Here is a 25,343-nt window from a genome sequence, read left to right as displayed (position 1 = left end):
CCGAAAACGTGCTCCCTGAAAGGACCCGTCCGTGCAGCTGGTGATCAGTGTCGCCACTCCCGACGAGCCAGATCCCGATCAGCCCGGCGGCGGCCCCGTGCCGCCGTCCGGCACCCCGGACTGGGACGTCGTGATGGAGGTGCACAAGAAGACCACGCTCGGGGCACTCGCCTCGGCCGCCGCCGGCACCGCCGGGGGTGGTCCGGCCCTGCTCTCCGCGCCGCCGTTCAGCCCGTCGTACTCCCCGTTCGACGAGCCGGGGCCGGAGGAGACGGCCGAGACCTACACCGTCGTCCCCTATCTCGACGGTGTCCCGATGAACCCGGACGCCACGGTCGAGCAGGTCGGCCTGGTCTCCGGCGAGCGGCTGGGCCTGAACTCCCCGACCCCGCCGGCCGACCTGGACTGGCGCCCGGCGCAGACCGGGGTGGACTGGCTGGAGGTGCACGCGGTCAGCGGTCCGGACGCCGGCCGGGTCTGGCCGATCACGTTCGGCAGCTACGGCATCGGCAAGGCCCCCGGCAGCTGGATCCGGCTGACCGGTGACGACCTGCCCGACAAGGGGCCGGAACTCACCGTCGACCACAAGGGCCAGGTCTGGCTGGCCGGCCTGGGCGGCATGAAGCTGAGCCAGACCGGACTGACCCTGGCCGACGAGACCGCGACCGTCGAGGGCGGGCGCCTCAGCCTGCCCGAGCCGCCCCGAGACACCGCCGAGACGGCCCCGGACCCGCGCTACCGCAAGGCCCTCGAGGACGCGGCGATCGAGTACGCCGAGATGATGAAGGGCGCCGAGGGTGCCCGGCTCTGGCCCCTGGACATGGACCTGGCCATCGGTGGGAGCCTGCTGCGCCTGGTCCGGCGCTTCGACGCGGACGCGGCCCTGGCCCCCTCCGAGGACGAGATCGCCCGCGACTTCAACCGCCCGCCCCGGCTGGTGCCGCCGCTGCTCCAGCCGCCGGTGAAGATGCCGCTGCCGCCCAAACCCCCGAGCCGCCGGCAGCTCCCGCTGCTGATGATGCTCTCGCCGATGCTGATCGGCCTGACCTTCGTCTACCTGTTCCACTCGTACTACTTCCTGATCATCACCCTGCTCACCCCGGTGATGATGCTGGCCAACTGGGTTCAGGACCGGCGCAGCGGCGCCAAGCAGTACCGGGTCGACTACGCCGCCTACCGGGTGAAGCGAAAAGAGGCGGAGCACAAGGTCTTCGCCACCATCAACGTGGAGCGGATCGCCCGCATCCAGGCCTCGCCCGACCCGGCGATGGTCGGCCTGATCGCGACCGGCCCGGGCAGCCGCCTGTGGGAGCGCCGCCGCACCGACCCGGACTTCCTGGTGATGCGGATCGGCACCGTCGACCAGCCCTCGCTGCTGGAGCTCGAGGACCCGGCCCGCGAGGAGGTCGCCCGGCGCTACCGCTGGAACGTGCCGGACGTGCCGATCGGCGTCCCGGTGGCCGAGCGCGGTGTGGTCGGGATCGTCGGCACCCAGGAGCAGACGGCCTCGATCACCCGCTGGATGGTCACGCAGGCCGCCACTCTGCACAGCCCCCGCGACCTGCGTCTGTACCTGCTGCTGGCCCCGGCCGTGCCGGGCGCCATCGGGGCCGACCCGGACCGCTGGGGCTGGGCCCGCTGGCTGCCGCAGGCCCGCCCGTACGGCGGCCAGCACGGTTCCCCGCTGGTCATGTTCGGCAACGACCCGGAAACCATCGCCAACCGGGTGAACGAGCTCAGCCAGCTGATCAAGGCCCGGCAGGAGGCCCGCGGTTCCCGGATGGGCACGGTCCTGTTCGCCGAGCCCGACGTGCTGGTCGTCATGGACGGCGCGCGCTGGCTGCGTGACGTACCCGGCGTGATGAAGATTCTGGTGGAAGGCCCTGCCGTCCGGGTGTTCACGGTCGCCGTGGACCTGATGGAGCGCCTCCTGCCGGAGGAGTGCACGGCCGTGGTCCGCGCCGACCCCGACGGCCTGACCCTGCGCCAGGTGAACGTCCCCAACGTCACCGAGATCCGCCCCGACGACGTCACGGAGCGGTGGAGCGAGAACGTCGCCCGGTCACTGTCCAGCCTGCGCGACGTCACGCCGGACGAGATCGCCGGTCTGCCCGAGCGGGTCCGCCTGCTCGAGCTGCTGCACGCCGACCCGCCCACCGGCGAGAAGATCGCCGGGCTCTGGGGCCGGCGCCCGGCCTCGACCACGTTCCCGCTCGGCATCGGCTTCGACGGCACCATCAACTTCGACCTGGTGCGGGACGGGCCGCACGGCCTGATCGCCGGTACCACCGGTTCCGGCAAGTCCGAGCTCCTCCAGTCGCTGGTCTCCTCGCTGGCCGCCGTGAACCGGCCCGACGAGCTGGTTTTCGTGCTTGTCGACTACAAGGGTGGTAGCGCATTCCACGCCTGTGTGCGCCTGCCGCACACCCTGGGCATGGTCACCGACCTGGACGAGGCGCTCTCGCTGCGGGCGCTGGAGTCGCTCGGCGCCGAGTTGCGCCGCCGCGAGCAGATGCTCGCCGACGTCGGCGCGAAGGACCTGCCGGAGTACCGGGCCCTGCGCCAGCGGGCCCCGGAGATGGCCCCGATGCCCCGCCTCCTGCTGGTGATCGACGAGTTCGCCACGATGGCGCGGGAGACGCCGTCCTTCGTCCCCGGTCTGGTCAGCATCGCCCAGCGGGGGCGTTCGCTCGGGGTGCATCTGATCCTGGCCACCCAGCGCCCGGCGGGCGCGGTCACCGCCGACATCAAGGCGAACACCAACCTCCGGATCGCCCTGCGGGTCACCGACCCGCTGGAGAGCTCGGACGTCATCGACGTCAACGACGCCGCGCACATCTCCACCCGCAATCCGGGACGTGCGCTGGCCCGCCTCGGGCACCGCTCGGTGGTCCCGTTCCAGACCGCCTACGTCGGTTCCCCTTCCGGTCCGGGCGAGGAGGAGAAGAACGAAGAGCCTGAGGACGTTGTCGTCCCGCCTCCCAGCGCGGAGAGGCTGACCTGGAACGGTCTCGGCCGTCCGATCCGGATCCAGCAGCCCCCGGACGAGTTCGCCGAGATGTCGCTGCCGGGCGAGGAGAGCGAGCGCACCGACCTGGACGACCTGGTCGACGCCATCCGGGACGCGGCGGAGCGGGTCGAGAGCGTGCAGCAGCCGAGCCCGTGGCTGCCCGCGCTGCCGGGCATGCTGCTGCTGGAAGACCTGGACCGGGCCGACCACGAGCAGGGCGCGCAGCGGGTCACGCACGACAACATCACCATGGCCCCCTACGCGATGGCCGACCTGCCGGCCATGCAGGCCCAGCACACGCTGGCCTTCGACCCGTCCCGGGACGGTCACCTGTTCGTCATCGGCGCCCCGCGGGCCGGCCGGTCCCAGGTGCTGCGCACCATCGCCGGTGGCCTGGCCCGGTCCAACTCCAGCGCCGCCGTGCACATGTACGGGATCGACGCGGCGGGCAGCGCGCTGAGCGTGCTCACCGACCTGCCGCACTGCGGCGGTGTGGTGCCCAGGACCGACATCGAGCGGCTGACCCGCCTGATCGGCACCCTGGGCAGCGAGCTGGAGCGCCGGCACGACCTCCAGGCCGACCACTCGGTGGCCGACCTGCCGGAGCTGCGGGTGAAGATGGGCCCGGAGACGGCCCCGCCGCACATCTTCGTCTTCGTCGACGGCTGGGACGCCCTGGCGGCGCTGCTGGCCGACCACGACGGCGGCGCCGTCTACGGCCAGCTCCAGGAGGTGATCCGGGAGGGTGCCGGTGTCGGTATCCACATGATCATGACCTCGGAGCGGGTCCTGCTCAGCGGCCGGGTCGCCTCGCTCAGCGAGAACAAGCTGATCATGCGGATGACCGACCGGGCCGAGATGACCCTCACCGGTATGCCGATCAACCGGATCCCCCCGATGATCCCGCCGGGCCGGGCCTGGCGGCCGAAGGACACCGTCGAGGTCCAGGTGGCCATGCTCTCGGCCGACCCCACGGGTCAGGGCCAGGCCACGGCGCTGCGGGCGATCGGGCACCAGGCCCTGCTGCGCGACGCGATGCTGCCCGACAGCCGCCGTCCGGTCCAGATCGCCGCCCTGCCCAGCCAGCTGTCCTTCACCGACGCCTTCGCCCTCTGGCCGAAGTCCGAGCAGAAGGCGATGCGCGGTCTGCTCGGTCTCGGCGGTGGCGGCTCCACGCCGCTCACGCTTGACTTCTCCGGCCGGGCGCACTCGTTCGTGGTGGCCGGCCCGCCCGGGTCGGGGCGCAGCAACGTGCTCGCCTCCCTGGGCATCTCGCTGCTGGCGACCGGGACCCGCCTGGTCGTGCTGACGCCGCGGGATTCCGCGCTGCGCCGTCTGGTGAACCACCAGTCGGTGCACCTGTTCTCCGGCCCCAACCCGGACGCGGACCAGGTCCGGAACCTGCTCGCCCCGGGCTGCCCGCCCACCGTGCTGCTGCTCGACGACGTCGACCTGTTCGGCACCGGGCACCCGATCGGCCCGGTCCTGCGCGAGGTGGCGGCCGTCGGCCGCGACCGCAGCGTGGGCATGGCGTTCGCCGGCTCGGCCGAGCTGATCTCCGGCACCGGCGCGGGCTGGATCGGCGAGGCCAAGCGCAGCCGTCAGGGTGTGCTGCTGGCCCCGCAGACCAGCATGGAGGGTGATCTGCTCGGAATCCGGCTGGCGCACAGCCAGTTGCGGGCCGCGGTTCGCCCCGGTCGGGGCTACACCACGATCGGCGCGGAACCGGGCAAGGCGCAGATCATCGCGATTCCGCTGACGATGCTCAAGTGAGGCGACGGCGTGCGGACGTGATCACGTCCGCACGCTAAGTCGTGGCCGGAGTTCCCTTACGGACGTCGCGGGCCACCGCCTGGATCTCCCGCAGCACCACCCCGACCGCCGGGACCCGGGCCATGTCGGGCCACAGCAGGGCGTAGGTGCGCCGTAACGGCCAGTCCCGCAGCGGGCGGTACACCAGGTCGTCGCGGATGTGCGCGAGCAGACCCAGCTCGTTCATCAGGCTGATGCCCATCCCGCTGGCCACCAGGGCCTGCACGGTGAGCACGTCGTCGACCGTGGCCACGATCCTCGGGCTGAACCCGGCGTTGGTGCACGCCGCCATGAAGCGGTCGCGGAACGACTCCATCACCCAGTCGCAGTCGGCCAGTTCGGTCAGGCCGATGGTTTTGTGCGCGGCCAGGGGATGCCCGGCCGGCATCACCACGCAGCGCTTGTCGGTGATCAGTTCCCGCCGCAGCATGGTGCTCTCGCCCTCGGGCAGGTCTTCGTTGGCCCAGTTGCACAGCAGCCCGATCTCCACCTCGCCGGAGCGGATCAGCTGTCTCGCCTCCACCGGCTCGGCCTGGGTGATGCTGATCCGGATGTTCGGGTGGGACGCGCGTAACCGGTCGATCACCGGTGGCAGCAGCCGGATCATGCCGCTCTGGAACGCCACCACGCGCACCAGACCGCCGCCGCGGGCGACCGCCGAGGACATGTCCTGCTCCACCGCGCGGATCACCGAGAACACGTTGTCGGCGTGCTGGAGCAGCACCTCGCCGAGCTCGGTGAGTTGCAGGCCGCGGCCGATCCGGACCACCACCGGGGCGCCGAGAGACTGCTGGAGACGCCGCATCTGGTAACTCACCGCTGGCTGGGTGTAACCCAGCGCACCGGCCGCGGCGGTGTACGAGCCCGTCCGGGCCACCTCGGCCAGCACCTTCAGCTGCTGAACATCCACCCCAGCAGTATGTCCACCTTGTGTTTCACCTGGGTGTTCACGAGCTATAAAGAGTCTTGATGGATCCACGAAAAAACTCTCGTTGGACGCTGGTGAGCCCCTTTCGCTCTAATTACCGCATTGCTCAGCGACCCGCGACGGAGGCTCCCGTGTTCGGCATGACGAAGACCCAGAATCAGCCGGACGTAACGGTCACGGATCCCGAGGGCGCGAACTCGGACTCACTGATCCGGATTCGTAACCTGAACAAGCACTTCGGTTCATTCCAGTGCCTTTTCGACGTCAACCTGGATGTGGCGCTGGGCGAGGTGGTCGTGGTGATCGGCCCGTCCGGCTCCGGCAAGTCCACCCTGTGCCGCTGCATCAACCGGCTCGAGACGATCAGCTCCGGTGTGATCGAGGTGGCCGGCAAGCCGGTTCCCGCCGAGGGCAAGGAGCTCGCCCGGCTGCGGGCCCAGGCCGGCATGGTGTTCCAGTCCTTCAACCTGTTCTCCCACCTGAGCATTCTCCAGAACGTGGCGCTCGCCCCGATCAAGGTGCGCGGCCTGTCGAAGACCAAGGCCCAGGCCCAGGCGATGGAGCTGCTCGGCCGGGTCGGGATGGCCGACCACGCGCACAAGCACCCGGCCCAGCTGTCCGGCGGTCAGCAGCAGCGGGTGGCGATCGCCCGCGCGCTGGCGATGGAGCCCAAGGTGCTGCTGTGCGACGAGCCCACCTCGGCGCTCGACCCGGAGATGATCAACGAGGTGCTCGACGTGCTCACCGGTCTGGCGGCCGAGGGGATGACCATGCTGGTGGTCACCCACGAGATGGGCTTCGCCCGCAAGGCCGCCGACCGCGTCGTGTTCATGGACGGCGGGCGGATTCTCGACGTCGCCCCGCCCGAGCAGTTCTTCACCAACCCCCGGAACGACCGGGCCGCAGACTTTCTCGCCAAGGTGCTCACCCACTGAGCCGAATCATCCGGCAAGCGCAACGATGCGCCACGGATTAACAATCCCACGAATTCCCCTCCCGCACACATCATCTCACTTGGAGACTGCCATGAGGTCCAGTGTTCTGACGCGTTCCTCGCTCCCCCGGCGCAGCGGCACCGTGGTCGCCGCCGGCGCCGTGCTGGCCCTGGCCGCCGCCTGCGGCGGTGGCTCGTCCGACCCCGCCGCCGTTCCCGGCGGTGGCGCCCAGGCCACCTCGAACGCCGACAGCGACGCCGTCGCCGCCCTGATCGAGGCGCAGCAGCCGGCCACCGACCTGCCCGAGGGCTCGACGGCGGCCAAGATCAAGGAGAAGGGCGAGCTCACCGTCGGCGGTGTGCAGACCTCGGCGCTGTTCTCGCTGCTCAACCCGACCACCGGCAAGGTGGAGGGCTTCGACGCCGCGATGTCGCAGCTGCTGGCCGACTACATCATCGGCGAGCCGAACACCAAGCTGGTCAACGTGACCTCGCAGACCCGTGAGGCGCTCATCCAGAACGGTTCGGTGGACGTCGTTTTCGCCACCTACACGATCACCGACGAGCGCAAGGAGAAGATCTCCTTCGCCGGCCCGTACTACCAGGACGGCATCGGCATCGAGGTGAAGAAGGGCACCACCGGCATCAACTCGCTGGAAGACCTGAACGGCAAGACCGTGGTCACCCAGTCCGCCTCGACCGCCCCGAACGCGATCAAGGCCGCCGCGCCGGACGCCAAGATCCAGCTCTTCGAGACCAACACCGAGGCGCTCCAGGCACTTCGCCAGGGCCGCGCCGACGCCTACGTGATCGACCAGTCGATCCTGGCCGGCAACGCGGTGACCAACGACGACGTCGAGGTGCTGGGTGACAAGTTCTCCCAGGACGACTACGGCATCGGCCTGGCCAAGGACGACACCGAGTTCCAGGAGTTCGTGAACGACTGGCTCCAGCAGCGGATCGACGACGGCACCTGGGCCAAGGTCTGGAAGGCCACGGTCGGCACCGAGGTTCCCGGCGACGCCCCGACCCCGCCCACGATCGGCTGATCCATGGACGTCATCGTCGACAACCTCGATGTCTTCGGCAAGGGCCTGCTGATCTCGATCCAGATCAGCGTCTCCACCTTCGTCCTGGCGGCGATCCTCGGCCTGTTGCTCACGGTCTGCCGGATCAGCCCGGTACTGCCGCTGCGCCTGGCCGCCACCGCCTACGTGGAACTGGTCCGGAGCATCCCACTGCTCGTCCTGCTCGTCCTGTTCGTCTTCGGCCTTCCGGAGATCGGCCTGATCGGGTCGCTGCTGTGGACCGCGGTCGCGGCGATGAGCCTCTACTGGGCAACGTTTTTCAGTGAGACCATGCGCTCCGGTGTCCGGGCCGTCCCGAAGGGACAGATCGAGGCGGCCCGGGCCCTCGGGTTCACCTTCGGCCAGGTGCTGAGGCTGGTGGTGCTGCCGCAGGCCCTGCGCAGCATCATCCAGCCGCTGGCCTCCCTGCTCATCGCGGTCGTCCTGAACTCGTCGCTCGCCGCGGCGGTCGGGGTGACCGAGGAGCTGACCGGCCAGACCCAGCTGCTCGACCAGCAGTACGCCGAACCGCTCATCACCTTCGGCGCGGCCGCCCTCTGCTACGTGGCCATGACCTTCATCATCGGCCGCTCGGCCGGATACCTGGACAGGCGATTGGCGGTGCAGCGATGACCACGGACTCGGAAGTTCCTTCCCTGGAAGCCCTTCCGGAGATCGTGGCGCCGTCCGCCCCGGCTCCGCGCACCGGCTGGCTCTCGTCGATCGGTCAGGACGACGCCGCACTGTTCGACGTTCCGGGCCCGAGGGGACGCCGCCGGATCGCGATCGCCACGGTGGTCTCGACGGTGGCGATCGCCGGGCTGTTCGCCCTGGCCCTGCGGCAGTTCGCGATCAACGGCCAGCTGGAATGGTCCAAGTGGGAACTGTTCACCCAGTGGCCGGTGATCCGCTACCTGCTCACCGCCCTCTGGGCCACCGTCCAGGTCACGCTCGTCACCGGCGCCCTCGCGGTGCCGCTGGGGGCCGTGCTGGCCCTGGCCCGGCTGTCCCGCAGCCCGCTGCTGAGCAAGCCGGCCACGCTGTATGTCGAGGTGCTGCGGGCGATTCCGCTGCTCCTGCTGATCTACGCGTTCCTGCTCGGCCTGCCCAGCACGGGCATCCGGATCCCGCTGTTCTGGCAGCTGGTCATCCCGATCACGCTGACCAACGCCGCGGTGCTGGCCGAAATCTTCCGGGCCGGCGTGCGGGCACTGCCCAAGGGCCAGAGCGAGGCCGCCTTCGCCCTCGGCCTGGGCTACTGGCCCACGATGCGGCTGGTCGTACTGCCCCAGGCGGTGCGGCTGTCGGCCCCGGCCCTGATCAGCCAGATCATCCGGCTGCTCAAGGACTCCACACTCGGCTACGTGGTGAGTTACCTCGAACTCCTGGCCTCGGCAAGGGTTCTCGGCGAGTTCAACCACACCGTGCTCCAGAGCTTCGTGGTGGTGGCCGCCGTGTTCATCGTGCTCAACCTCGCGCTGGCCGCGCTGGCCGCCCAGCTGGAACGCCGCATCGGCGGCTCGGCCGGCCGGCACTGAAGCTCTGCAACAGTCCCACCGCTACAACTCCTGGAGTGTGATCGCCATGTGTCGCCTTCTCGGCGTCGTCTCCTCGCAACCGGCCCCGATCGCGGAGCTGGTGGCCGAGGACCTGGAACCCTTCATTCAGCTGGCCTGTGAGCACAAAGACGGCTGGGGCGTGGCGTTTCGCGACGAACTCGGCGCGGTCGGTGTGGTCAAGGGCATCGACCGGGCCGACGACAGCGACATGCTGCGGGGCCTGCTGAAGAGCTGCGTGACCGACATGGCCGTGCTGCACCTGCGCATGGCCAGCCCGAATCTGGCCGTGGAGATGGCCAACACGCACCCGTTCGGGGACGCCCGGGCCGCCTTCGCGCACAACGGCGAGATCCGTCCGGTCGCGTTTTTGGAGTCGCTGATCTCGCCCGAGCTGCTGGCCACCGCCGACGGCACCACCGACAGCGAGCGCTTCTACCTGGCCGTGCGGGAGCAGATGGACCACGGCGCCACACCGGAGGAGGCGATCGCCCGCACCACCACCGCGATCCGCGAGGGCGCCGAGATGATCATCAGCCTGAACAGCATGATGCTCACCCCCACCGGTCTTTTCACCTACTCCGAGCATGACCCGGAGTCCGAGGTGATCGGCCGGCGCGGCAAGGGGTACTTCGGTCTGAGCTATCACCGGAGCGAGACCAAGACCCTGGTGGCCTCGGAGGGCTGGCCGCAGCCCCAGCCGCAGTGGCAGCCGCTGCCCGAGCAGCGAGTGGCCGAATTCACCACCGGGTCCCTGGCGCCCCAGATCCACTGAGCACACGGCATTTCCACCGCAGGAACGCAGGTCACCCGCCGTTCGCCCGGCAGCCACGGGCGGTAGGCCTAAAGTCCCATTACCAGAAAGCCAGCGCTAGCGAAGGCTTAACGTTTCGATCATGTCCTTTGGTGCCAAAATCGGTGTATATATTGACACCGGTTCTTGTTCACCAGTGTCGGTCGGACGTACAGGCCCTCAGTGAACAGGCCCTCGAAGGCTCGACCGCGATCGTGCCCACAGGACCGGCGACCCGCCCTCAGGCAGGACCACCGGCGCCCTCCCGGCCGGCTGGCAATTAGATGAGTAACGTGTGGAAGCGACGGTTATGACGATGAGCGTTGGACCGCAGACAACCCGTACCTGGCCGGGTTCCGGCCGTCCGGCCGTGGTGACCGAGCGCCACCTGCGGCGGATCAAGATCGCCGTCGAGGCGGTGGACGTGTTCAGCCGGGCCGGTGTGGCCGGCCTGATCGGCCCCAGCCCCGACATCCAGCTGCTGCCCACGCCGCAGCTGCCGCAGGCCGACGTGGTGGTGATCGTGGCGCCGCGCCTGAGCGGGCGGGCGCTGCGGCGGCTGCGCGGCCTGCGGGAGGTGTGCAAGGCGCCGTTCGTGCTCATCCTCGACAACCTCGGGGACGGCGACTGGCTGGCCGCGGCCGAGGTCGGGGTGGCCGGGGCGATGTGGCGCTCGGAGGTCACCCCGGACCAGTTCACCGAGCTGATCCGCACCGTGATGTCCGGCGGCAGCAGCCTGCCGCCGGAGGTGCAGGGCCGGCTGCTGAAAGACGTGGCCCACCTCCAGCAGACGGTGCTGGGGCCGCGCGGGCTGACCGCCTCGGGCCTGGAGACCCGCGAGGTGGACGTGCTGCGGCTGATCGCCGAGGGTCTGGACACCGCGGAGATCGCCGACCGGATGAAGTATTCCGAACGCACCGTCAAGAACATCCTGTACGCGATGATGACCCGGCTGAATCTGCGCAACCGGTCGCACGCCGTAGCCTACGCGATGCGCTCCGGGATCATCTGAATCAACCGTCCGGGTAACAAAATTGAACTGAATAATGTCTTTTCGCGTGGTATCTGGTGAACTCCACCACGATCAACGCGAAGAGAGAACGATGCAGGCGCTCACCGACCCGCTGCGGGTCGCGGTCCTGACTGCCGACCCGCTCGATCTGGCCGGCATGACCGACCTGATCGGGCGGCAGTCCGGGATGACACACGCCCCGCACGACCCGCAGGTGCTGGTGGTGGCGGCACCCGCGGTGACGGCCGGGCTGCTGGGGCAGATCCGGCAGCTCAGCCCGCGGCGCGAGATCCCGGTCGCGATGGTGCTGGAGCGGTTCGGCGAGGCGGATCTGCTCACCAGCGTGGAAACCGGCCTGCGCGGCCTGATCTGGCGGCACCGGCTGACCACCCGCCGGTTCCTCGCGCTGGTGCGCACGGTCGGGACCGGGGGCAGCGACCTGCCGCGAGACATGCAGGCCCGGCTGATCGACGACGTGCTGCTGCTCCAGCAGCACGTGCTCGCGCCCCGGGGACTGACCGCCTCGGGGTTCGCGCGCCGCGAGGTGGAGGTGCTGGGGCACATCGCCGACGGGCTCGACAGCGCCGAGATCGCCCAGCTCATGCACTGCTCCGAGCGCACCGTGAAGGGCATCGTGTCGGCTCTGATGGCCCGGCGCGGCCTGCGCAACCGGCCGGAGGCGGTGGCCCTCGCCCTGCGGTCCGGCCTGCTCGGCTGAGTCTGCTCGGCTGAACCTGTCACCATGGCCCGGTGAACGACGAGCGTCTCACAGCCGCCCTCGACTGGGCCCGCTCCGTGCTCGGGCCGGCGCACCCGCGGGAGCTGAAGAACCGCCCCTGGGGCGCGACCTGGCAGGTGTCCCGGCCGGACGGCACCGACGTGTTCCTCAAGGCGTCCACCCCGCACACCGGCCACGAGGCCGCGCTGATGACGGTGCTGGCCCGGGTCTGCCCGGACCTGGTGCCGCCGCTGGTGGCCGCCGACCCGCCCGGCCACCGGCTGATCGTCGCCTCGGCCGGCACCGTGCTGCGCACCCTCGCCCCGGCCGGCGATCCGCACCGCGCCTTCGACCTGGACGTCTGGACGTCGCTGGTGCAGCGGTTCGCCGATCTCCAGCGGCGCGTGACGCCCCACGCCGGTGAGCTTCTCGCCCTCGGCGTCCCCGACGAGCGCCCGCACCAGTTGCTCGGCATGCTGCGGTCTTTCACCACCGCGCCGAGGCTGCCCGAGGCCGAGCGGCACCGGCTCACGCTGATCGCCACGCGCTGGGAGGAACGGGGCACGGGCCTCTCGTCGTCCACCGTCGAACCGTCGGTGCAGCACGGCGATCTGCACGACAACAACGTGGCGGTGGACGCCGAGGGCCGTGCCCGGTTCTTCGACTTCGGCGACGCCACCGTGGCGCACCCGTTCGGCACGATGGACGTACCCCGGCTGATGGCACGCGGCGCGGGGGTGGACGACCGCGGCGTCGCCCGGCTGGAAGACGCCTACCTGGAGGTGTTCACGGATCTGGCGCCGCTGCCGCGGTTACGCGACGAGCTGCGTGCGGTGCTCGCGGTCGCCCCGCTGCACCGGGCCCGGAACTGGTTGCGGGCCCTGGGTTCCGACGCCGCCGCGGCCGCCGAGTGGGACCATCCGGTCGAGCACTGGCTCGGCCGGCTGAGGTGAGCCACGGTGCCGGCACAGCAGGACGTCAGGGCAGGATGCCGCGCACGTAGGCCGCCTGCCCGACGTGCTGCACGTCGTCGTCGATGATGCTGATCAGCCGCACGCCGAGGGTGACCGGCGGGTCCCAGCGGTCGTCCACCACCCGGTCCAGGTCGGCCTCCGACAACCCGGCGACGTATTCCAGCGAGCGGGAGTGCACCGCGTCGTAGTAGTCCACCAGCAGCTGGGGATCGTCCACCCGCACCTTGGACACGTCGTCGGTGGACATGCCGTAGCCGTGCTCGGACTCGTCGAACGGCAGCGCGAACCGGCCGGCCCAGCCCTGCGCGGTCCAGATCTCCTGGCTGCCGGCCACGTCGGCGACCTGCGCGTCCTGCACCCGGGTCAGGTGCCAGAGCAGCCAGGCGATCGAATTTCCGGTTCCGGCAGGGCGATACGCCAGCTGCTCGGCGGTGAGCCCCTCGGCCGTCTGCTCCACCAGTTCCTTGATCCGGCCGAACGCGTCGGCCAGTAGTTCGGAGGTGTTCATGACGTCGACCCTAAGGGCAGGGGGCCGTGCGTACTTTTTGACACCACCGTCAGCGCCTGGCCGGTGTGACTTTCGGAAGGGCCTCCGGCGCCTGGACGGCGTGGGGCGGGAGCAGCCCCGACGCCGTCCGTTGTTCGTGCCGTTGTTCGGGCCTACACCGACATCTGGTGACGGCGCCCGGGTTGCGCCCACCCCTCGGCGAGCGGCACGGAGTACCAGATGTCCAGCCGGATCGCCGAGAACAGCCAGCGGCCGGCCTCCCGGCGGTAGCGATCGGTGAAGCGGGCGGTGAGCACGAAACTCTGCCCGTCGTAGACCGGCGTCGCGAACAGGTGGCTGGTGCCCGTGGCCTCGTCGCCATCGACCTGCACGGTGTGGGCGTGGATGAACTGCCGGATGAACGGCATGTCGTCGTCGGCGGGCCGCAGTTCCGGCACACCGGCGAAGAACTCCCCGGCGGCCTGTCGGCCGACCGCGCGGCCGAGGTAGGAGTAGTCGACAACCACGTCGTCGGTGAACATTTCACGCACCATCGACCAGCGATTGGTGTTGACGTAGTCGTGGTAGGTGTTACGGAGCGTTCGTATGGCCTCCTGCGACTCCAGCACGTCCAGGCGCCGGGCGAGGTCGGCGAGCAGCGCGTCGTCTCTGATCATTATCGGACAATACGGTCATTATGGACTAAATAGGGTCGCCAACAGGAAAATATTCGGAGAAACCACCGCCATCAGCACCACCACCGCCACGGTGACGGTTTCAGCGCGATCGCCCCGCCGACGATCTCGACCAGCTCGGCCTGCAACCACATGCCCACCCGGACCGGCCCGGGCATCCGCCGACGTCACTGCTCCGGCAGCGAGGACCCCCTGACCAGGCCGAGTTTCGCGGACAGGTACTGCACCAGCACACCCCGGCGGCAACAAGACCCGGGCCTGCGCGGAGCTCGGCCTGTCGCGGGCCACGATCTACCGCAAGATCCGGGACCACGGGATCAGCGGCGTGTGACCGGGCCGCGGCCTATGGTGGACCGGGAAGGTCTCGCCGATCACGCCGATCACGCCTGGAGTCAGCATGGATCCGCTCACCGCCTCCGCCCTCACCACCACCCTCACGGCCGTGCTCGGCAGCGCGGCGGGAGAGGCCGGCAAGAGCGCCTGGGCCACGCTGACCGATGCCACGCGGCGGCTGCTCGGCCGCGAGGCACCCGCGGCCCAGGCGCTGGAGGCGGCCGGCGACGAGCCGCTGCCGCGCACCATCGACCTGGCCGTCGGCACGGTGCTCCAGGCTGCTGCGGACCACCCGGACTTCGCCGCCGAACTGCTGCGCTGGCACGAGAGCACCACCCAGGACGTGCGGATCGCCACCTCCGGCGGGGTGAACAACTCGGTCTCCGGCGACGCCCGGGTGGACCGGCTGATCCAGGCCCACACGGTCGGCGACATCACCTTCAACTGAGCTGTCCCACCGGGTGTCTCAGGCCTTGGCGCGCACCTGCTCACGCACCGCGGGGATGATCCGCTCGCCGTAGACCCGCAGCGTCTCCTCCTTGTTGTCGTGGTCCAGGTAACCGGCGAACTGGGTGACGCCGAGGGCCTTGAGCCGCTCCAGCCTGGCCACGTGTTCCTCGGCCGTGCCGATCACGCAGAACCGGTCGACGATCTCGTCGGGCACGAAGTCCACGTGGTCGTTGCCGGCCCGGCCGTGCGAGTTGTAGTCGTAACCGGTGCGCCCGGCGATGTAGTCGGTGAGCGCCCGGGGCACCTCGCCGTCGGTGCCGTACTTGGCCACGATGTCGGCCACGTGGTTGCCCACCATGCCGCCGAACCAGCGACACTGGTCGTAGGCGTGGCGCCGGCCCTCCTCGGTGCCGTCGGTGACGTACATCGGCCCGGCCACGCAGAACGCCAGGTTGTCCGGGTCGCGCCCGGCGTTCGCCGCGGCCTTGCGCACGGTGCTGATCATCCAGGCGGCGATGTCGACGTCCGCGCACTGGAGGATGAACCCGTCCCCCACCTCGCCGGCCGCCTTCAGCGCCAGCGGCCCGTAGGCGGCCACCCAGACGTCGAGCCGCGAGTTGCGGCTCCACGGGAAACGGATGGTGGAGCCCTCGATCTCGACCGACCGCGAGTTGGCCAGCTCGCGGATCACGTGCACCGACTCGCGCAGCTGACGCAGCGTGGTCGGCTTGCCATTGGTGACCCGCACCGCCGAGTCCCCGCGCCCGATGCCGCAGATCGTGCGGTTGCCGAACATCGCGTTGAGGGTGGCGAAGGTGGACGCGGTGACGGTCCAGTCCCGGGTGGCCGGGTTGGTCACCATCGGGCCGACGGTGATCTGCGCGGTGCTTGCCAGGATCTGCGTGTGCACCACGTACGGCTCGTGCCAGAGCACGTGCGAGTCGTACGTCCAGAAGTAGTCGAAACTGTGCTCCTCAGCCAGCTGCGCGAGCCGGACCACCCGCGGAACGGGCGGATTGATCTGAACCACCACGCCGAAGTCCATGCGGACGTCCTCCAGTCTCAGCTCAGGTACTGACTCAGGCCGCGTTTCAGGTACTGCCCGTGCCCGGCCCGGCCGAGGAACTCGCCGCCGTCGACGACCACCCGGCCCCGGCTGATCACCGTGTCGACGTGCCCGTCGATCTCGAACCCCTCCCAGGCGGAGTAGTCCATGTTCATGTGGTGCGTCTTGTCCAGGCCGATGGAGGTGTGGCCGTTCGGGTCGTAGACCACCACGTCGGCGTCCGCACCGGGCTGGATGACGCCCTTGCGGCCGTAGAGCCCGAACATCCGGGCCGGGGTGGTGGAGGTGATCTCGACCCAGCGCTCCAGGCTGATCTGCCCGCTGACCACGCCCTGGTACATCAGGTCCATCCGGTGCTCGACGCTGCCGATACCGTTGGGGATCTTGGAGAAGTCGCCGATCCCCATGTCTTTCTGGTCTTTCATGCAGAAGGGGCAGTGGTCGGTGGACACCATCTGGATGTCGTTGGTGCGCAGGCTCTGCCACATGTGCTGCTGGTGGCCCTCGGCCCGGGAACGCAGCGGCGTGGAACAGACCCACTTGGCGCCCTCGAAACCCGGTGCGCCGAGCTGCTCCTCGAGCGAGAGGTAGAGGTACTGCGGGCAGGTCTCGCCGAACACGTTCAGGCCGCGGTCGCGGGCGGTGGCGATCTGCTCGACCGCCTGCTTGGCGCTGACGTGCACCACGTAGAGCGGCGCCCCGGTGAGATCGGCGATCATGATCGCCCGGTGCGTGGCCTCCTCCTCGGCCTGCCAGGGCCGGGTGAGCCCGTGGTAGTACGGGCTGGTGTTGCCGGCCTCGACCGCCTGCTGCACGAGAACGTCGATCATGGCGCCGTTCTCGGCGTGCATCATCATCATGGCGCCGTTCGAGGCGCCCTTCTGGAAGGCCCGCAGGATCTGCCCGTCGTCGCTGAGGAACACCCCCTTGTAAGCCATGAAGAGCTTGAAGCTGGTGACGCCCTCGGCGATCAGCTCGTCCATGGCCTTCAGGCTGGAGTCCTGAACGTCCGACAGAATCTGGTGAAAACCGTAGTCGACGGCGCAGTTACCGGCCGCCTTCTCGTGCCACAGCTGGTACTGCCCGAGCACGTCCTGCTCCGGGTACTGCACCACGAAGTCGATGATGCTGGTGGTGCCGCCCCAGGCCGCGGCCCGGGTCCCGGTCTCGAAGGTGTCGCTGGCCTCGGTGCCGCCGAACGGCATCTGCATGTGCGTGTGGGCGTCCACCCCGCCCGGGATCACGTACTTTCCGGACGCGTCGATCACCCGGTCGACGTTCCGCTCCAGGTCGAACCCGAGCAACGCCGAACCCGGCCGGAGCACGGCCGCGATCGTCTCGCCGTCCACCAGCACGTCGGCCTGCACGCGGCCGGTGGCCGAGACCACGGTGCCGTTGCTGATCAGTGTCTTCGTCATCGTCACGGCTCCACGATCAGGCCGTAGGCGTCCGGCCGGCGGTCCCGGTAGAACTGCCAGTCGTCGCGCACCTCACGCACCTTGTCCAGGTCGAGGTCGCGCACCAGCAGCTGCTCCTCGCTGCTGGAGCCCAGCTCACCCACGTAGTTGCCCTGCGGGTCGGCCACGTAGGAGGTGCCGTAGAAGTCGACGGCCAGCTCGCCGAACTCGTTGTCCTCCAGGCCGACCCGGTTCGGGACCAGCACGAAGTAGCCGTTCGCGGCGGCGGCACCGGTCTGCTCCAGCTCCCACAACCGGTTGGACAGGCCGGGTTTGGAGGCGTTGGGGTTGAACACGATCTGCGCCCCGGCCAGGCCGAGCATGCGCCAGCCCTCGGGGAAGTGCCGGTCGTAGCAGATGGTCACGCCGATCCTGCCGACGGCGGTGTCGAACACCGGCCAGCCCAGGTTTCCGGGCCGGAAGTAGAACTTCTCCCAGAACTTGTCCAGGTTGGGGATGTGGTTCTTGCGGTACTTGCCCACCACCGAACCGTCGGCGTCGACCACCACCGCGGTGTTGTAGTAGACGCCCGGCATCTCCTCCTCGTAGATCGGGAGGATCATCACCATCCCCAGTTCCTTCGCCAGCGCGGCGAACCGCCGCACCACCGGCCCGTCGGCCGGCTCGGCGAAGGAGTAATACTTCTTCTCCTGGGTGATGCCGAAGTAGGGCCCGTAGAAGAGCTCCTGGAAGCAGATGACCTGAACGCCCTGGGCAGCGGCGTCACGGGCGAACTGCTCATGACGCCCGATCATCGACTCCTTGTCCCCGGTCCAGGTGGTCTGGGTGATCGCGGCACGAACGACAGTCATGAAAATCCCTACCGTTGCGTAGTTCTCACCGGCCTGCCGGACGTGCCCGGCCGGGACTGATCCAGGAATTGTGAACCCGTCACGTCACCTGGTCCAACAGATGTTTTACCTCCCAGGATCGAGAAAATCGATGACAAAGCCCGTTCACATGAACGAAACATGCTCTGCGACGGACGGTCCGGTCTGGTCCCGGCACAGTCCGGCGAACGCCTGGGCCCGCCGGGTCGGGCGGGTGTCGTCACGACGGGCCAGCAGCACGTCCACCCCGGGCAGGTCGTCACGCAGTTCCAGGGCCACCACCTGCCCGCCGTTGTGGGTGCCGCGGTGCGGCAGCACCCGGTTCAGGATGGTGTAGCCGCCGCGGGCCACGAACGACCGCACGGTGTCGTAACCCTTCACCCAGTGCCGCACCTGGGGCGCCACCCCGGCCGCGTCGAACAGGCCGGCCAGGTACTCCCGGGTGTGCGGCAGGTCGAGCAGGATCAGCGGCTCGTCGGCCAGCTCGGCCAGCCGGACCGGCGTGCCCCGCCGGGCCAGCGGGTGCCCGGCCGCCACCAGCACGTGCGGCGGCAGCGTCTCCAGCACCTCGGTCTCCAGGCCGGCCAGCACGCCCATGCTGTAGAGCAGCCCCATCTCGCAGGTGCCGGACAGCAGTGCCTGCCGCACGGTCTCCTGGTCGCCCTCCACCAGCGACACGTCGACACCGGGATAGCGGGCCTCGAACTCGTGCAGGATGTCGGGCAGGTGCACCGAGGCGATCGGCTCGTACACGCCGACCACGAGCCGCCCGGTCAGGGCCTCCTCCTCGCCACGCACCAGCGCCGGCAGCCGGTCCACCTCCTCCAGCAGGGGCAGCGACTCACGCAGCAGCCGGCGGCCGGGATCGGTCAGCGACAGGCCACGACGCGGGAGCCGGCGGAACAGCGGCACTCCCATCGCCGCCTCCAGCTGGGCGACGGCGGACGACAGCGCGGACTGGGTGATACGCAACCGGCCGGCCGCGCCGGTCATGCTGCCCTCCTGCGCGACCACGGAGAAGTAGCGCAGCTGGCTCAGCGTGAAGTTGCGGCTTCCCGGGCCCTGGGCCGTCATCATCCGGAAATTACACCGGCCGGCCACCCGCCAGGTTACGGAGCGGTCTCCTCGATGTCGACGAGCGGTTCGCTGCCGCCCTCGAACCGGACCAGGACCGCCGCGGCGGCCGCGGTGAGCACGAACCCGGCGATCGCGACCGGCCAGAAGCCCGAACGCACCTCGTCGCCGAGGAACGCCACCCCGGCGATCGTCGGCGCCATCGTCTGGGTGCTGATCAGGGCGGTGGTGGCGGCGGTGACCGAGCCGCGCTGGAGGGCCAGCGAGTAGAGGAAGAAGGCCAGCACCCCGGCGATCACCAGGGCGTAGGTGGAGGCCGAGGTGAGCAGGTCGCCGATCACGAAGTCGGGCAGCAACCGGGAGGCGATCGCCACCACCGCGTAGCCCATGCCGCCGGCCAGGCCGAGCACCGCGGCGGCGAGCGAACCCTCGAACCGGGTGGCGAAGAACGACACCACGACGATGAGCGCCAGCACGGTGAACACCGCGACGTTGAGAGTGGGTGTGGCCCGCTCGGTGCCGGTGTCGCCGGCCGCCGAGGAGAGCAGGACCAGGCCCCCGACCACCGCGACGATGGCCCCCCACTCCAGGCGGCTGAGGTGGTCGTGGAAGTACCGGACGGCGAGGAGGGCCGTGACCACGAGACTCACCGCGATCCCGGTCTGCGCCAGGAAGAGCGGCACCAGGCGCACCGCGATCAGGTGGAACACGTAGCCGAGCATCATCAGCACGATCGAGCCCAGCAGGAACGGCTGCCGGAGCATCGCGACGGCCGTGCCCGGGCTCAGGCCCGCGCTCTCCGGCACGTTCCGGGCCCCGACGGCCTGGAGGATCGAGGCCACGCCGTACATGACGGCGGCAACCAGGGCCGAGCCGAGTCCAAGCAGCACCCCGGCATCATCCCAGGTCAGTCAGCCGGACAGCACGACGCCCCCGGGAGTGGTTCCCAGGGGCGTCGGTGAGGTTCTTCCCGGCGGTGCGGTCAGGCCTCGACGGTCTCCGGCTGCGACACCGGCCGGCGGGACCGGCCGACGAGCGTGAGATAGACGCTGCTGCCGACGTAGTACGCGATGTACAGCAGCGAGGCCCAGATGATGACGGAACTCGCGTCGCCGTCGGACTTCTGCGCCAGCAGCAGCGCGTAGGCCGCCAGCCAGGCCGCGGTGAGCAGCAGGTTGGTACGGCGGAAGATGCGGGTGCGGGACGGGTAGATGTACTTGATCGGCACGAACACCAGCGCCGAGCACACCGCCAGGATGATGCCGGTGGTGGTGGCACCGAGCCCGGCCACGATCACGTAGAAGGCGACCACGTTCCAGTAGCTCGGGAAGCCGAGGAAGAAGTGGTCGTCGGTCTTCGCGTCGACCCGGCAGAACTGGTAGCTGGACGCCAGCAGCGGCAGTGCGGCGAGGGTGCCGCCGAGCATGCCGTCGGGCAGGTAGCCACCGGTCCAGAGCAGGACGACGGGCGCGAAGACGTAGGTGATGTAGTCGACGATGTCGTCGAGCCGGGCACCGTCGAACGAGGGGATGGTCTCTTTCACCCGAAGGCGCCGGGCGAGCATGCCGTCGGTGCCGTCGATGACGAGTGCCGCCAGGCTGATCCACAGGGCCCTGATCGCATCGCCGTCGAAGGCCGCGATCACCATGAGGAACGCGAGAACCGTGCCGCTCGCGGTGTAGAGGTGAACGGCCATGCCAGCAAGTCGGAATCGAGCCGATGCTTCGAAAGGCTCGAATACGACGTCGTGTGTCGTCAGCGGAACCCCCGGACGGCAGGATCAGACAGGATGGACCTCGCACCCGAACAGGCCGAGCGGGGAAAGTCTCTCACAGTCCGGACGGCCCCCTGCCCGTCCGGCGGTTGCCCATTGGTCACGTCCGTGTCACCGCTGGTCGTTTTCCCTGTTCCTGGTGGTCCCTGTGGGGCGTCGGCGGTTCACCGGCGAGGGTCGATCACGGCCACGCCGCTCGGCGGCTGGGTGTCCATCGCGGCCAGCGCCGGTCCCGCCTCGTCGAGGGTGAGGTGCGTGGTGATCATGGACGACGGATCCAGCCGGCCGCTCGCCACCAGCGCCATCAGCTGCGGGTAGGCGTGGGCGGCCAGACCGTGACTGCCCAGCACCTCCAGCTCGCGGCCGATGACCGTGTGCATCGGCACCGGCGGCAGCCCCAGCGCCGGCGGCAGCAGCCCGACCTGCACGTGCCGGCCGCGCGGGCGCAGGCTCTGGATCGAGTTGGCACAGGTCTCGTGGCTGCCCAGGGCATCGAGCGAGAGGTGGGCGCCGCCGGCGGTGAGGTCGCGGATCAGCGCGGGGACGTCGGGGGCCGGGCCGGTGTCCGCGCGGCCGGGCACGGCTCCGCGGACGGCCACGCCGACCGCCATCGCCAGGGCGTCGAAGTCGTCGGCCGGCACCACGGCCGGGCGCTCGGCCCCGCGCGCCTGCACCACCGACTCGGCCCCGAGCTTCACCGCCAGTTCCAGCGCTCGCGGAGACACGTCGACCGCCACCACCCGGGCCCCGGCCGCCACCGCGATCGCGACCGCCGACAGCCCGACCCCGCCGCAGCCGTGCACGGCCACCCACTCCCCCGCCCGCACGCGGCCGACCTGAGTGACGGCGCGGAACGAGGTGCCGAACCGGCAGCCCAGTACCGCCGCGACGTCCATCGGCACCTGGTCGGGCAGCGGCACCAGGTTGACCATGGCACGCTCCACCACGACCCGGCCGGCGAACGATCCCCAGCGGGTGAAGCCGGGCTGACGCTGATCCAGGCAGACCTGCCCGTCACCCTGACGGCACGGCGCGCAGACCCCGCAGGCGTAGACGAAGGGCGCGGTGACCCGCTGCCCGATCTCGAACCCGCTGACGCCCTGGCCGATCTCGAGCACCCGCCCGGCGAACTCGTGGCCGGGCACGTGCGGCAGGACCACGTCGTCGTCGTGCCCCGCGAGCGCGTGCCAGTCGGACCGGCACAGCCCGGTCGCCTCCACCGCCACGACCACCCCGCCCACCGGGGCCTGCGGATCCGGCACCTCCCGCACCTGCGGCACGTCACCGAACGCCTCGAACACCACCGCGCGCATGCGCGCCCTCCTCAGGATCGGACTGCTGGACCCCAGGATGCCGAACCCGGCAGCGCGTGCTGACATCAGGCCGGGTCCGGTCCCTCCTTTCGTTTTTGACACCACCCTGGGCGCCTGGCCGGTGTCAAAAAGAAAGGGATCCCCGGCCCGGGCGGCGACCTCAGCCCCGGTGACCGCCGTAGGCGATGCCCATGTGAGCCACGCGTCCCTGGTCGAGGCGGAACAGGCAGGCCATGGTCGGTGGGCAGTGCTCCGGATCGGACGGCGGGTTCAGGAAGTCCGCCTCCCACAGCAACACGTCCCGGCTCACCGCGGCGTCGTGCAGACGCACCCCGACCCCGGCCCCCAGCGTCCAGTCGAGCATGCCCAGCATCAGGTTGCGGTCGCCGTGCAGGATGCCCATCACCAGGAGCGAGGCGTGCGGGTGGTACCAGTCGTCGACGACCCGGCCGAAGCCGCCTTCCGACATCGCGGTCATCAGCTGAGCGGACTCCCGGCGCCACGCCCCGGTCTCGGCCGCCACCTGGTCGTGGGCCGCGTCGGCGCTCTCCCGCAGCCGCCGGGCCAGGTCGCGCCGGCCCTCGCGGAGCCGGCTGCCGACCGTCTCGGGCAGGATCCCGCAGACCTCCGCGATCCGCCGGTACGACGACACCCCGCTGAAGTAGCGCAGCAGCATCACCTCGCGGATCGGCGGCGACAGCGCGCTCAGGGCGTGCCGTACCCAGTCCACCGTGGCCGCCTGCTCCAGCAGTTCCTCCGGCAGCGGGTCCGGGTCGGGCGGCAGCAACGGCTCCGGCTCGCCCACCGGCAGCGGGCGCCGGGCCCGCAGCAGGGCCCGGCAGTTGTTGCGCACCAAGGCTTTCAGCCACGGCCCCACCGCAGCCGGGTCCCGCAGGTCCGCCAGCCGCCGCAGCGCGGTGAGCAGTGCGTCCTGCACCGCGTCGTCCGCCTCGTCGGTGTAGCCGAGCACAGCGATCGCGGTGGCCCGCAGACCGGCCCGGTGCCGCTCGGTGAGCAGCGCGAACGCCGTCATGTCACCGGTGCGGGCACACCGGACCAGTTCTTCGTCGGACGGTGTCTGCCGGCTGGTCTGCATACCGGCAGCCTAGGTTTCAGCCGAACAGCTTGCGGAACATGCTGCCGCCGGTGGTCAGCGTGGACAGCGCGTGGTCACCGGTGTCCGGCGGGTTGTATTCGAAGTAGGACTGGTAGCCGACGTTGTTGGACGGGTCGCTGATGAACTTGTACATCTGCTCGATGTAGTAGGCGTTGTCACCGCCGCCGTGACCGTCGGGCCGGTCCCACAGCCCCCACTCCGGGATGGTCAGCGGCTTGCCCTTGCTCGCCGCGAAGTTGGCGTAGAACTTCAGGCCGAAGGTGCCGTTGAGCGTGCTGTTCCAGGCCACCTTGCGGCGCTCCAGCTTGCAGGCGGCGTCGCAGCCGGACGGGAACGGGTAGGAACCGTCCACCCAGGAGATGTCGTAGGTGTCCACGCCGATGTAGTCGACGTAGCCGTTGCCCGGGTAGTAGTCCGTGGGGTCGTAGGTCTCGCCACCGATGTTCGGGTTCCAGTCGAACTTGAGCCCGTCGGTGCCCGGCACCGAGCGCATCGCCTGCACGATGTGGCGCCAGTAGGCGACGAAGTTGGCCCGGGTGTCCGGGTGCCAGCGCGAGGCCGCGAGGTTGAACTCCCAGCCGAGTCGGATGACCGAGTCGCCCTGGCCGTAGTCGACCAGGTTCTTCGCGAGCGTCGCGAAGTAGTCGTCGTAGTCACCGTTGGCGCCGGCCGCCATGGTGGCCGAGTCGTCTTGCGTGGGCAGCATGGCGACCGCGTAGACCATGCGGTAGCCCGAGCCCTTCCACTCGTTGAGCATCCAGGTCGGGTTGGCGATCTCGTCCCAGCTGGTGCGGCTGGAGAAGTCCATCGCGTAGTCCACGTCGCCGCCCAGCCAGCCGGCGAACGACTTCACCTCGGACGGCGAGGTGCCGCGGAACACGCCCAGTTTGGCGGTGCTCTGCCCGCCCGCCGCGACCGTGGTGGAGGCGGCGGCCTTCTTCTTGGCGGTGTCGGCGGTCTCCTTGACCGCGGCCTTCTTGCTGGTGCCCTGGGCCGCGGCCTTCTCGACCGCCTTCTTCTTGGCCGCCGTGGTGGACGCGCTGGCGGCCGGCGTCTCCAGCACCGTCATGTTCTCGACGGCCGGCGAGTACAGCTGGGTGTCGGCCGCGGTGGCGCTGAGTGCCGCGGCGCTGTCGGTGCCGCCGCCGGGCAGCTTGTCGGTGGCGAGCAGCACACCGCCCAGCACCGCGAGCACCCCCAGCGCGGCGGCCGCGACCTGCGGCAGGTGACGGCGGGCGCCCTGGCCGGTCTTCTCGGCGTCGCGCCGGCCCCGGCGGCTGGCCGACGAGGGAACCGCCTCACGCCGCGCCCGCCGGGTCTGCGGACGGGACGGCTGCGCGGCCTGCCCGACCGACGGGGCCTGCCCGGCCGGAGCGGTCGGCTGAACCGGATCGGCTGACGGGGTCGGCACAGCCGGCTGAGCTGCGGCGGCCCGGCCCCGCGTGACCGACCCGGTCTGCGTGAATGACCCGGTCTGCGTGAATGACCCGGCCTGCGTGAATGACCCGGTCTGCCCGAGCGACGGGGCCTGCCCGACCGACTGGGCCTGCGTGGACGACTGAGTTGGGTCGGCCTGGCTCCGCGCGACCGGCCCGGCCTGTGTGACCGACCCGGTCTGCCCGAGCGACTGGGCCCGGGTGACTGGCCCGTCCGACGGGACGGGGTGGGCCGGCTGGCCGGCCGGGGGCGTCTGCCGTTCCTGGGCGCGGCGGGCGCGGCGCGAGCCGGGGGCGGGCTGGGGTTCCGGAGGCAGGAGCACTTCCTCGGTGGCGTCGAGACCGTAAGGGTGCGAGGGACGATCAGACACAGGCATGGACGGGCACCGGCCTCCTGCCCCGGCGACCTCACTCAGCGGATCGCAGGGGAACGATTTCGCGGGTCACCAGAACGATGATTGATTACTTACCGGCAGGATAATGGCTGCATCGGCCCGTTTCGTTCGC

Annotated in this window: 22 protein-coding genes and 2 pseudogenes; 11 read left to right on the top strand and 13 right to left on the bottom strand. The window is 70.1% G+C overall.

Features of this window, described 5'->3' with window-relative positions:
• The first annotated feature begins 31 nt into the window (after positions 1 to 31).
• Positions 32 to 4,783 (top strand): FtsK/SpoIIIE domain-containing protein, encoded by a 4,752-nt coding sequence (locus KIH74_RS25400; protein WP_214158732.1) that lies wholly within the window; start codon positions 32 to 34, stop codon positions 4,781 to 4,783.
• A gap of 34 nt (positions 4,784 to 4,817) precedes the next feature.
• On the opposite strand, the gene KIH74_RS25395 is transcribed toward KIH74_RS25400, so the two are convergent.
• On the bottom strand, positions 4,818 to 5,732 hold the full coding sequence (locus tag KIH74_RS25395; RefSeq protein WP_214158731.1) for a LysR family transcriptional regulator: 915 nt from the start codon (positions 5,730 to 5,732) through the stop codon (positions 4,818 to 4,820).
• Between the two features lie 158 nt (positions 5,733 to 5,890).
• On the opposite strand from KIH74_RS25395, the gene KIH74_RS25390 reads away from it, so the two are divergent.
• The 8 genes from KIH74_RS25390 (at position 5,891) to KIH74_RS25355 (ending at position 12,783) form a co-directional block, all read left to right on the top strand.
• Positions 5,891 to 6,685: an amino acid ABC transporter ATP-binding protein gene (locus KIH74_RS25390; RefSeq protein WP_308113998.1), complete on the top strand. Its 795-nt coding sequence runs from the start codon at positions 5,891 to 5,893 to the stop codon at positions 6,683 to 6,685.
• A 91-nt stretch (positions 6,686 to 6,776) separates the two neighbouring features.
• Positions 6,777 to 7,733 (top strand): glutamate ABC transporter substrate-binding protein, encoded by a 957-nt coding sequence (locus tag KIH74_RS25385; RefSeq protein WP_214158729.1) that lies wholly within the window; start codon positions 6,777 to 6,779, stop codon positions 7,731 to 7,733.
• Between the two features lie 3 nt (positions 7,734 to 7,736).
• Positions 7,737 to 8,384, top strand: coding sequence for an amino acid ABC transporter permease (locus tag KIH74_RS25380; RefSeq protein ID WP_214158728.1), 648 nt, complete (start codon positions 7,737 to 7,739; stop codon positions 8,382 to 8,384).
• Positions 8,381 to 9,289, top strand: coding sequence for an amino acid ABC transporter permease (locus tag KIH74_RS25375; protein WP_214158726.1), 909 nt, complete (start codon positions 8,381 to 8,383; stop codon positions 9,287 to 9,289). The genes KIH74_RS25380 and KIH74_RS25375 overlap by 4 nt, the downstream gene beginning before the upstream one ends.
• Before the next feature lie 46 nt (positions 9,290 to 9,335).
• Positions 9,336 to 10,082 carry a class II glutamine amidotransferase gene (locus KIH74_RS25370; protein ID WP_214158725.1) on the top strand — a complete coding sequence of 249 codons (747 nt, stop codon included), beginning with the start codon at positions 9,336 to 9,338 and terminating at the stop codon, positions 10,080 to 10,082.
• Positions 10,083 to 10,416: 334 nt separating this feature from the next.
• The gene (locus KIH74_RS25365) at positions 10,417 to 11,112 is read left to right on the top strand and encodes a helix-turn-helix transcriptional regulator (protein WP_214158723.1); all 696 of its coding nucleotides are present in this window, start codon (positions 10,417 to 10,419) and stop codon (positions 11,110 to 11,112) included.
• Positions 11,113 to 11,203: 91 nt separating this feature from the next.
• Complete coding sequence (locus KIH74_RS25360; RefSeq protein ID WP_214158722.1) at positions 11,204 to 11,830, top strand: response regulator transcription factor; 627 nt, start codon at positions 11,204 to 11,206, stop codon at positions 11,828 to 11,830.
• 32 nt (positions 11,831 to 11,862) lie between these two features.
• The gene (locus KIH74_RS25355; protein ID WP_214158720.1) at positions 11,863 to 12,783 is read left to right on the top strand and encodes a phosphotransferase family protein; all 921 of its coding nucleotides are present in this window, start codon (positions 11,863 to 11,865) and stop codon (positions 12,781 to 12,783) included.
• Between the two features lie 25 nt (positions 12,784 to 12,808).
• Here KIH74_RS25355 and KIH74_RS25350 read toward each other — a convergent pair whose 3' ends face one another.
• The 3 genes and pseudogenes from KIH74_RS25350 to KIH74_RS39325 all read right to left on the bottom strand — a co-directional run.
• Positions 12,809 to 13,312 carry a mycothiol transferase gene (locus KIH74_RS25350; protein WP_214158718.1) on the bottom strand — a complete coding sequence of 168 codons (504 nt, stop codon included), beginning with the start codon at positions 13,310 to 13,312 and terminating at the stop codon, positions 12,809 to 12,811.
• 152 nt (positions 13,313 to 13,464) lie between these two features.
• Complete coding sequence (locus tag KIH74_RS25345) at positions 13,465 to 13,968, bottom strand: nuclear transport factor 2 family protein (protein ID WP_214158717.1); 504 nt, start codon at positions 13,966 to 13,968, stop codon at positions 13,465 to 13,467.
• 101 nt (positions 13,969 to 14,069) lie between these two features.
• Positions 14,070 to 14,219 (bottom strand): annotated as a pseudogene (locus tag KIH74_RS39325) (divalent metal cation transporter); the annotation flags it as partial.
• 11 nt (positions 14,220 to 14,230) lie between these two features.
• On the opposite strand from KIH74_RS39325, the pseudogene KIH74_RS39320 reads away from it, so the two are divergent.
• Together KIH74_RS39320 and KIH74_RS25335 are read left to right on the top strand one after the other, a co-directional pair.
• Positions 14,231 to 14,317, top strand: a pseudogene (locus KIH74_RS39320) (helix-turn-helix domain-containing protein); the annotation flags it as partial.
• Positions 14,318 to 14,383: 66 nt separating this feature from the next.
• Positions 14,384 to 14,767 (top strand): hypothetical protein, encoded by a 384-nt coding sequence (locus KIH74_RS25335; protein ID WP_214158715.1) that lies wholly within the window; start codon positions 14,384 to 14,386, stop codon positions 14,765 to 14,767.
• An 18-nt stretch (positions 14,768 to 14,785) separates the two neighbouring features.
• Here the strand turns inward: KIH74_RS25335 and KIH74_RS25330 are convergent, their stop codons facing one another.
• The 9 genes from KIH74_RS25330 to KIH74_RS25290 all read right to left on the bottom strand — a co-directional run bounded on the left by KIH74_RS25330 (position 14,786) and on the right by KIH74_RS25290 (position 25,213).
• Positions 14,786 to 15,814, bottom strand: coding sequence for a TIGR03842 family LLM class F420-dependent oxidoreductase (locus KIH74_RS25330; protein WP_214158712.1), 1,029 nt, complete (start codon positions 15,812 to 15,814; stop codon positions 14,786 to 14,788).
• 17 nt (positions 15,815 to 15,831) lie between these two features.
• Positions 15,832 to 17,253: a dihydropyrimidinase gene (gene hydA, locus KIH74_RS25325; RefSeq protein ID WP_214158711.1), complete on the bottom strand. Its 1,422-nt coding sequence runs from the start codon at positions 17,251 to 17,253 to the stop codon at positions 15,832 to 15,834.
• A gap of 2 nt (positions 17,254 to 17,255) precedes the next feature.
• Entirely contained in the window at positions 17,256 to 18,104 is an 849-nt protein-coding gene (locus tag KIH74_RS25320; protein ID WP_214158709.1) for a nitrilase-related carbon-nitrogen hydrolase, read from the bottom strand.
• A 144-nt stretch (positions 18,105 to 18,248) separates the two neighbouring features.
• Positions 18,249 to 19,199, bottom strand: a complete 951-nt coding sequence (locus KIH74_RS25315) for a LysR family transcriptional regulator (RefSeq protein WP_246573031.1) — start codon at positions 19,197 to 19,199, stop codon at positions 18,249 to 18,251.
• Positions 19,200 to 19,231: 32 nt separating this feature from the next.
• Complete coding sequence (locus KIH74_RS25310; protein ID WP_214158708.1) at positions 19,232 to 20,086, bottom strand: DMT family transporter; 855 nt, start codon at positions 20,084 to 20,086, stop codon at positions 19,232 to 19,234.
• Between the two features lie 92 nt (positions 20,087 to 20,178).
• Positions 20,179 to 20,892, bottom strand: a complete 714-nt coding sequence (locus KIH74_RS25305; RefSeq protein ID WP_214158707.1) for a CDP-alcohol phosphatidyltransferase family protein — start codon at positions 20,890 to 20,892, stop codon at positions 20,179 to 20,181.
• A gap of 242 nt (positions 20,893 to 21,134) precedes the next feature.
• Positions 21,135 to 22,283 (bottom strand): alcohol dehydrogenase catalytic domain-containing protein, encoded by a 1,149-nt coding sequence (locus KIH74_RS25300; RefSeq protein WP_214158705.1) that lies wholly within the window; start codon positions 22,281 to 22,283, stop codon positions 21,135 to 21,137.
• Between the two features lie 160 nt (positions 22,284 to 22,443).
• Positions 22,444 to 23,379 carry an RNA polymerase sigma factor gene (locus KIH74_RS25295; protein ID WP_214158704.1) on the bottom strand — a complete coding sequence of 312 codons (936 nt, stop codon included), beginning with the start codon at positions 23,377 to 23,379 and terminating at the stop codon, positions 22,444 to 22,446.
• 16 nt (positions 23,380 to 23,395) lie between these two features.
• A complete protein-coding gene (locus KIH74_RS25290) occupies positions 23,396 to 25,213 on the bottom strand; it encodes a glycoside hydrolase family 26 protein (protein ID WP_214158703.1) in 1,818 nt (605 codons plus the stop codon).
• Positions 25,214 to 25,343: the final 130 nt, after the last annotated feature.

It is taken from the genome of Kineosporia corallincola (genome assembly GCF_018499875.1).
GTDB lineage: Bacteria > Actinomycetota > Actinomycetes > Actinomycetales > Kineosporiaceae > Kineosporia > Kineosporia corallincola.
Note: the sequence above shows the minus strand (reverse complement) of the source record. Positions and strands in the feature narration are given on the sequence as shown.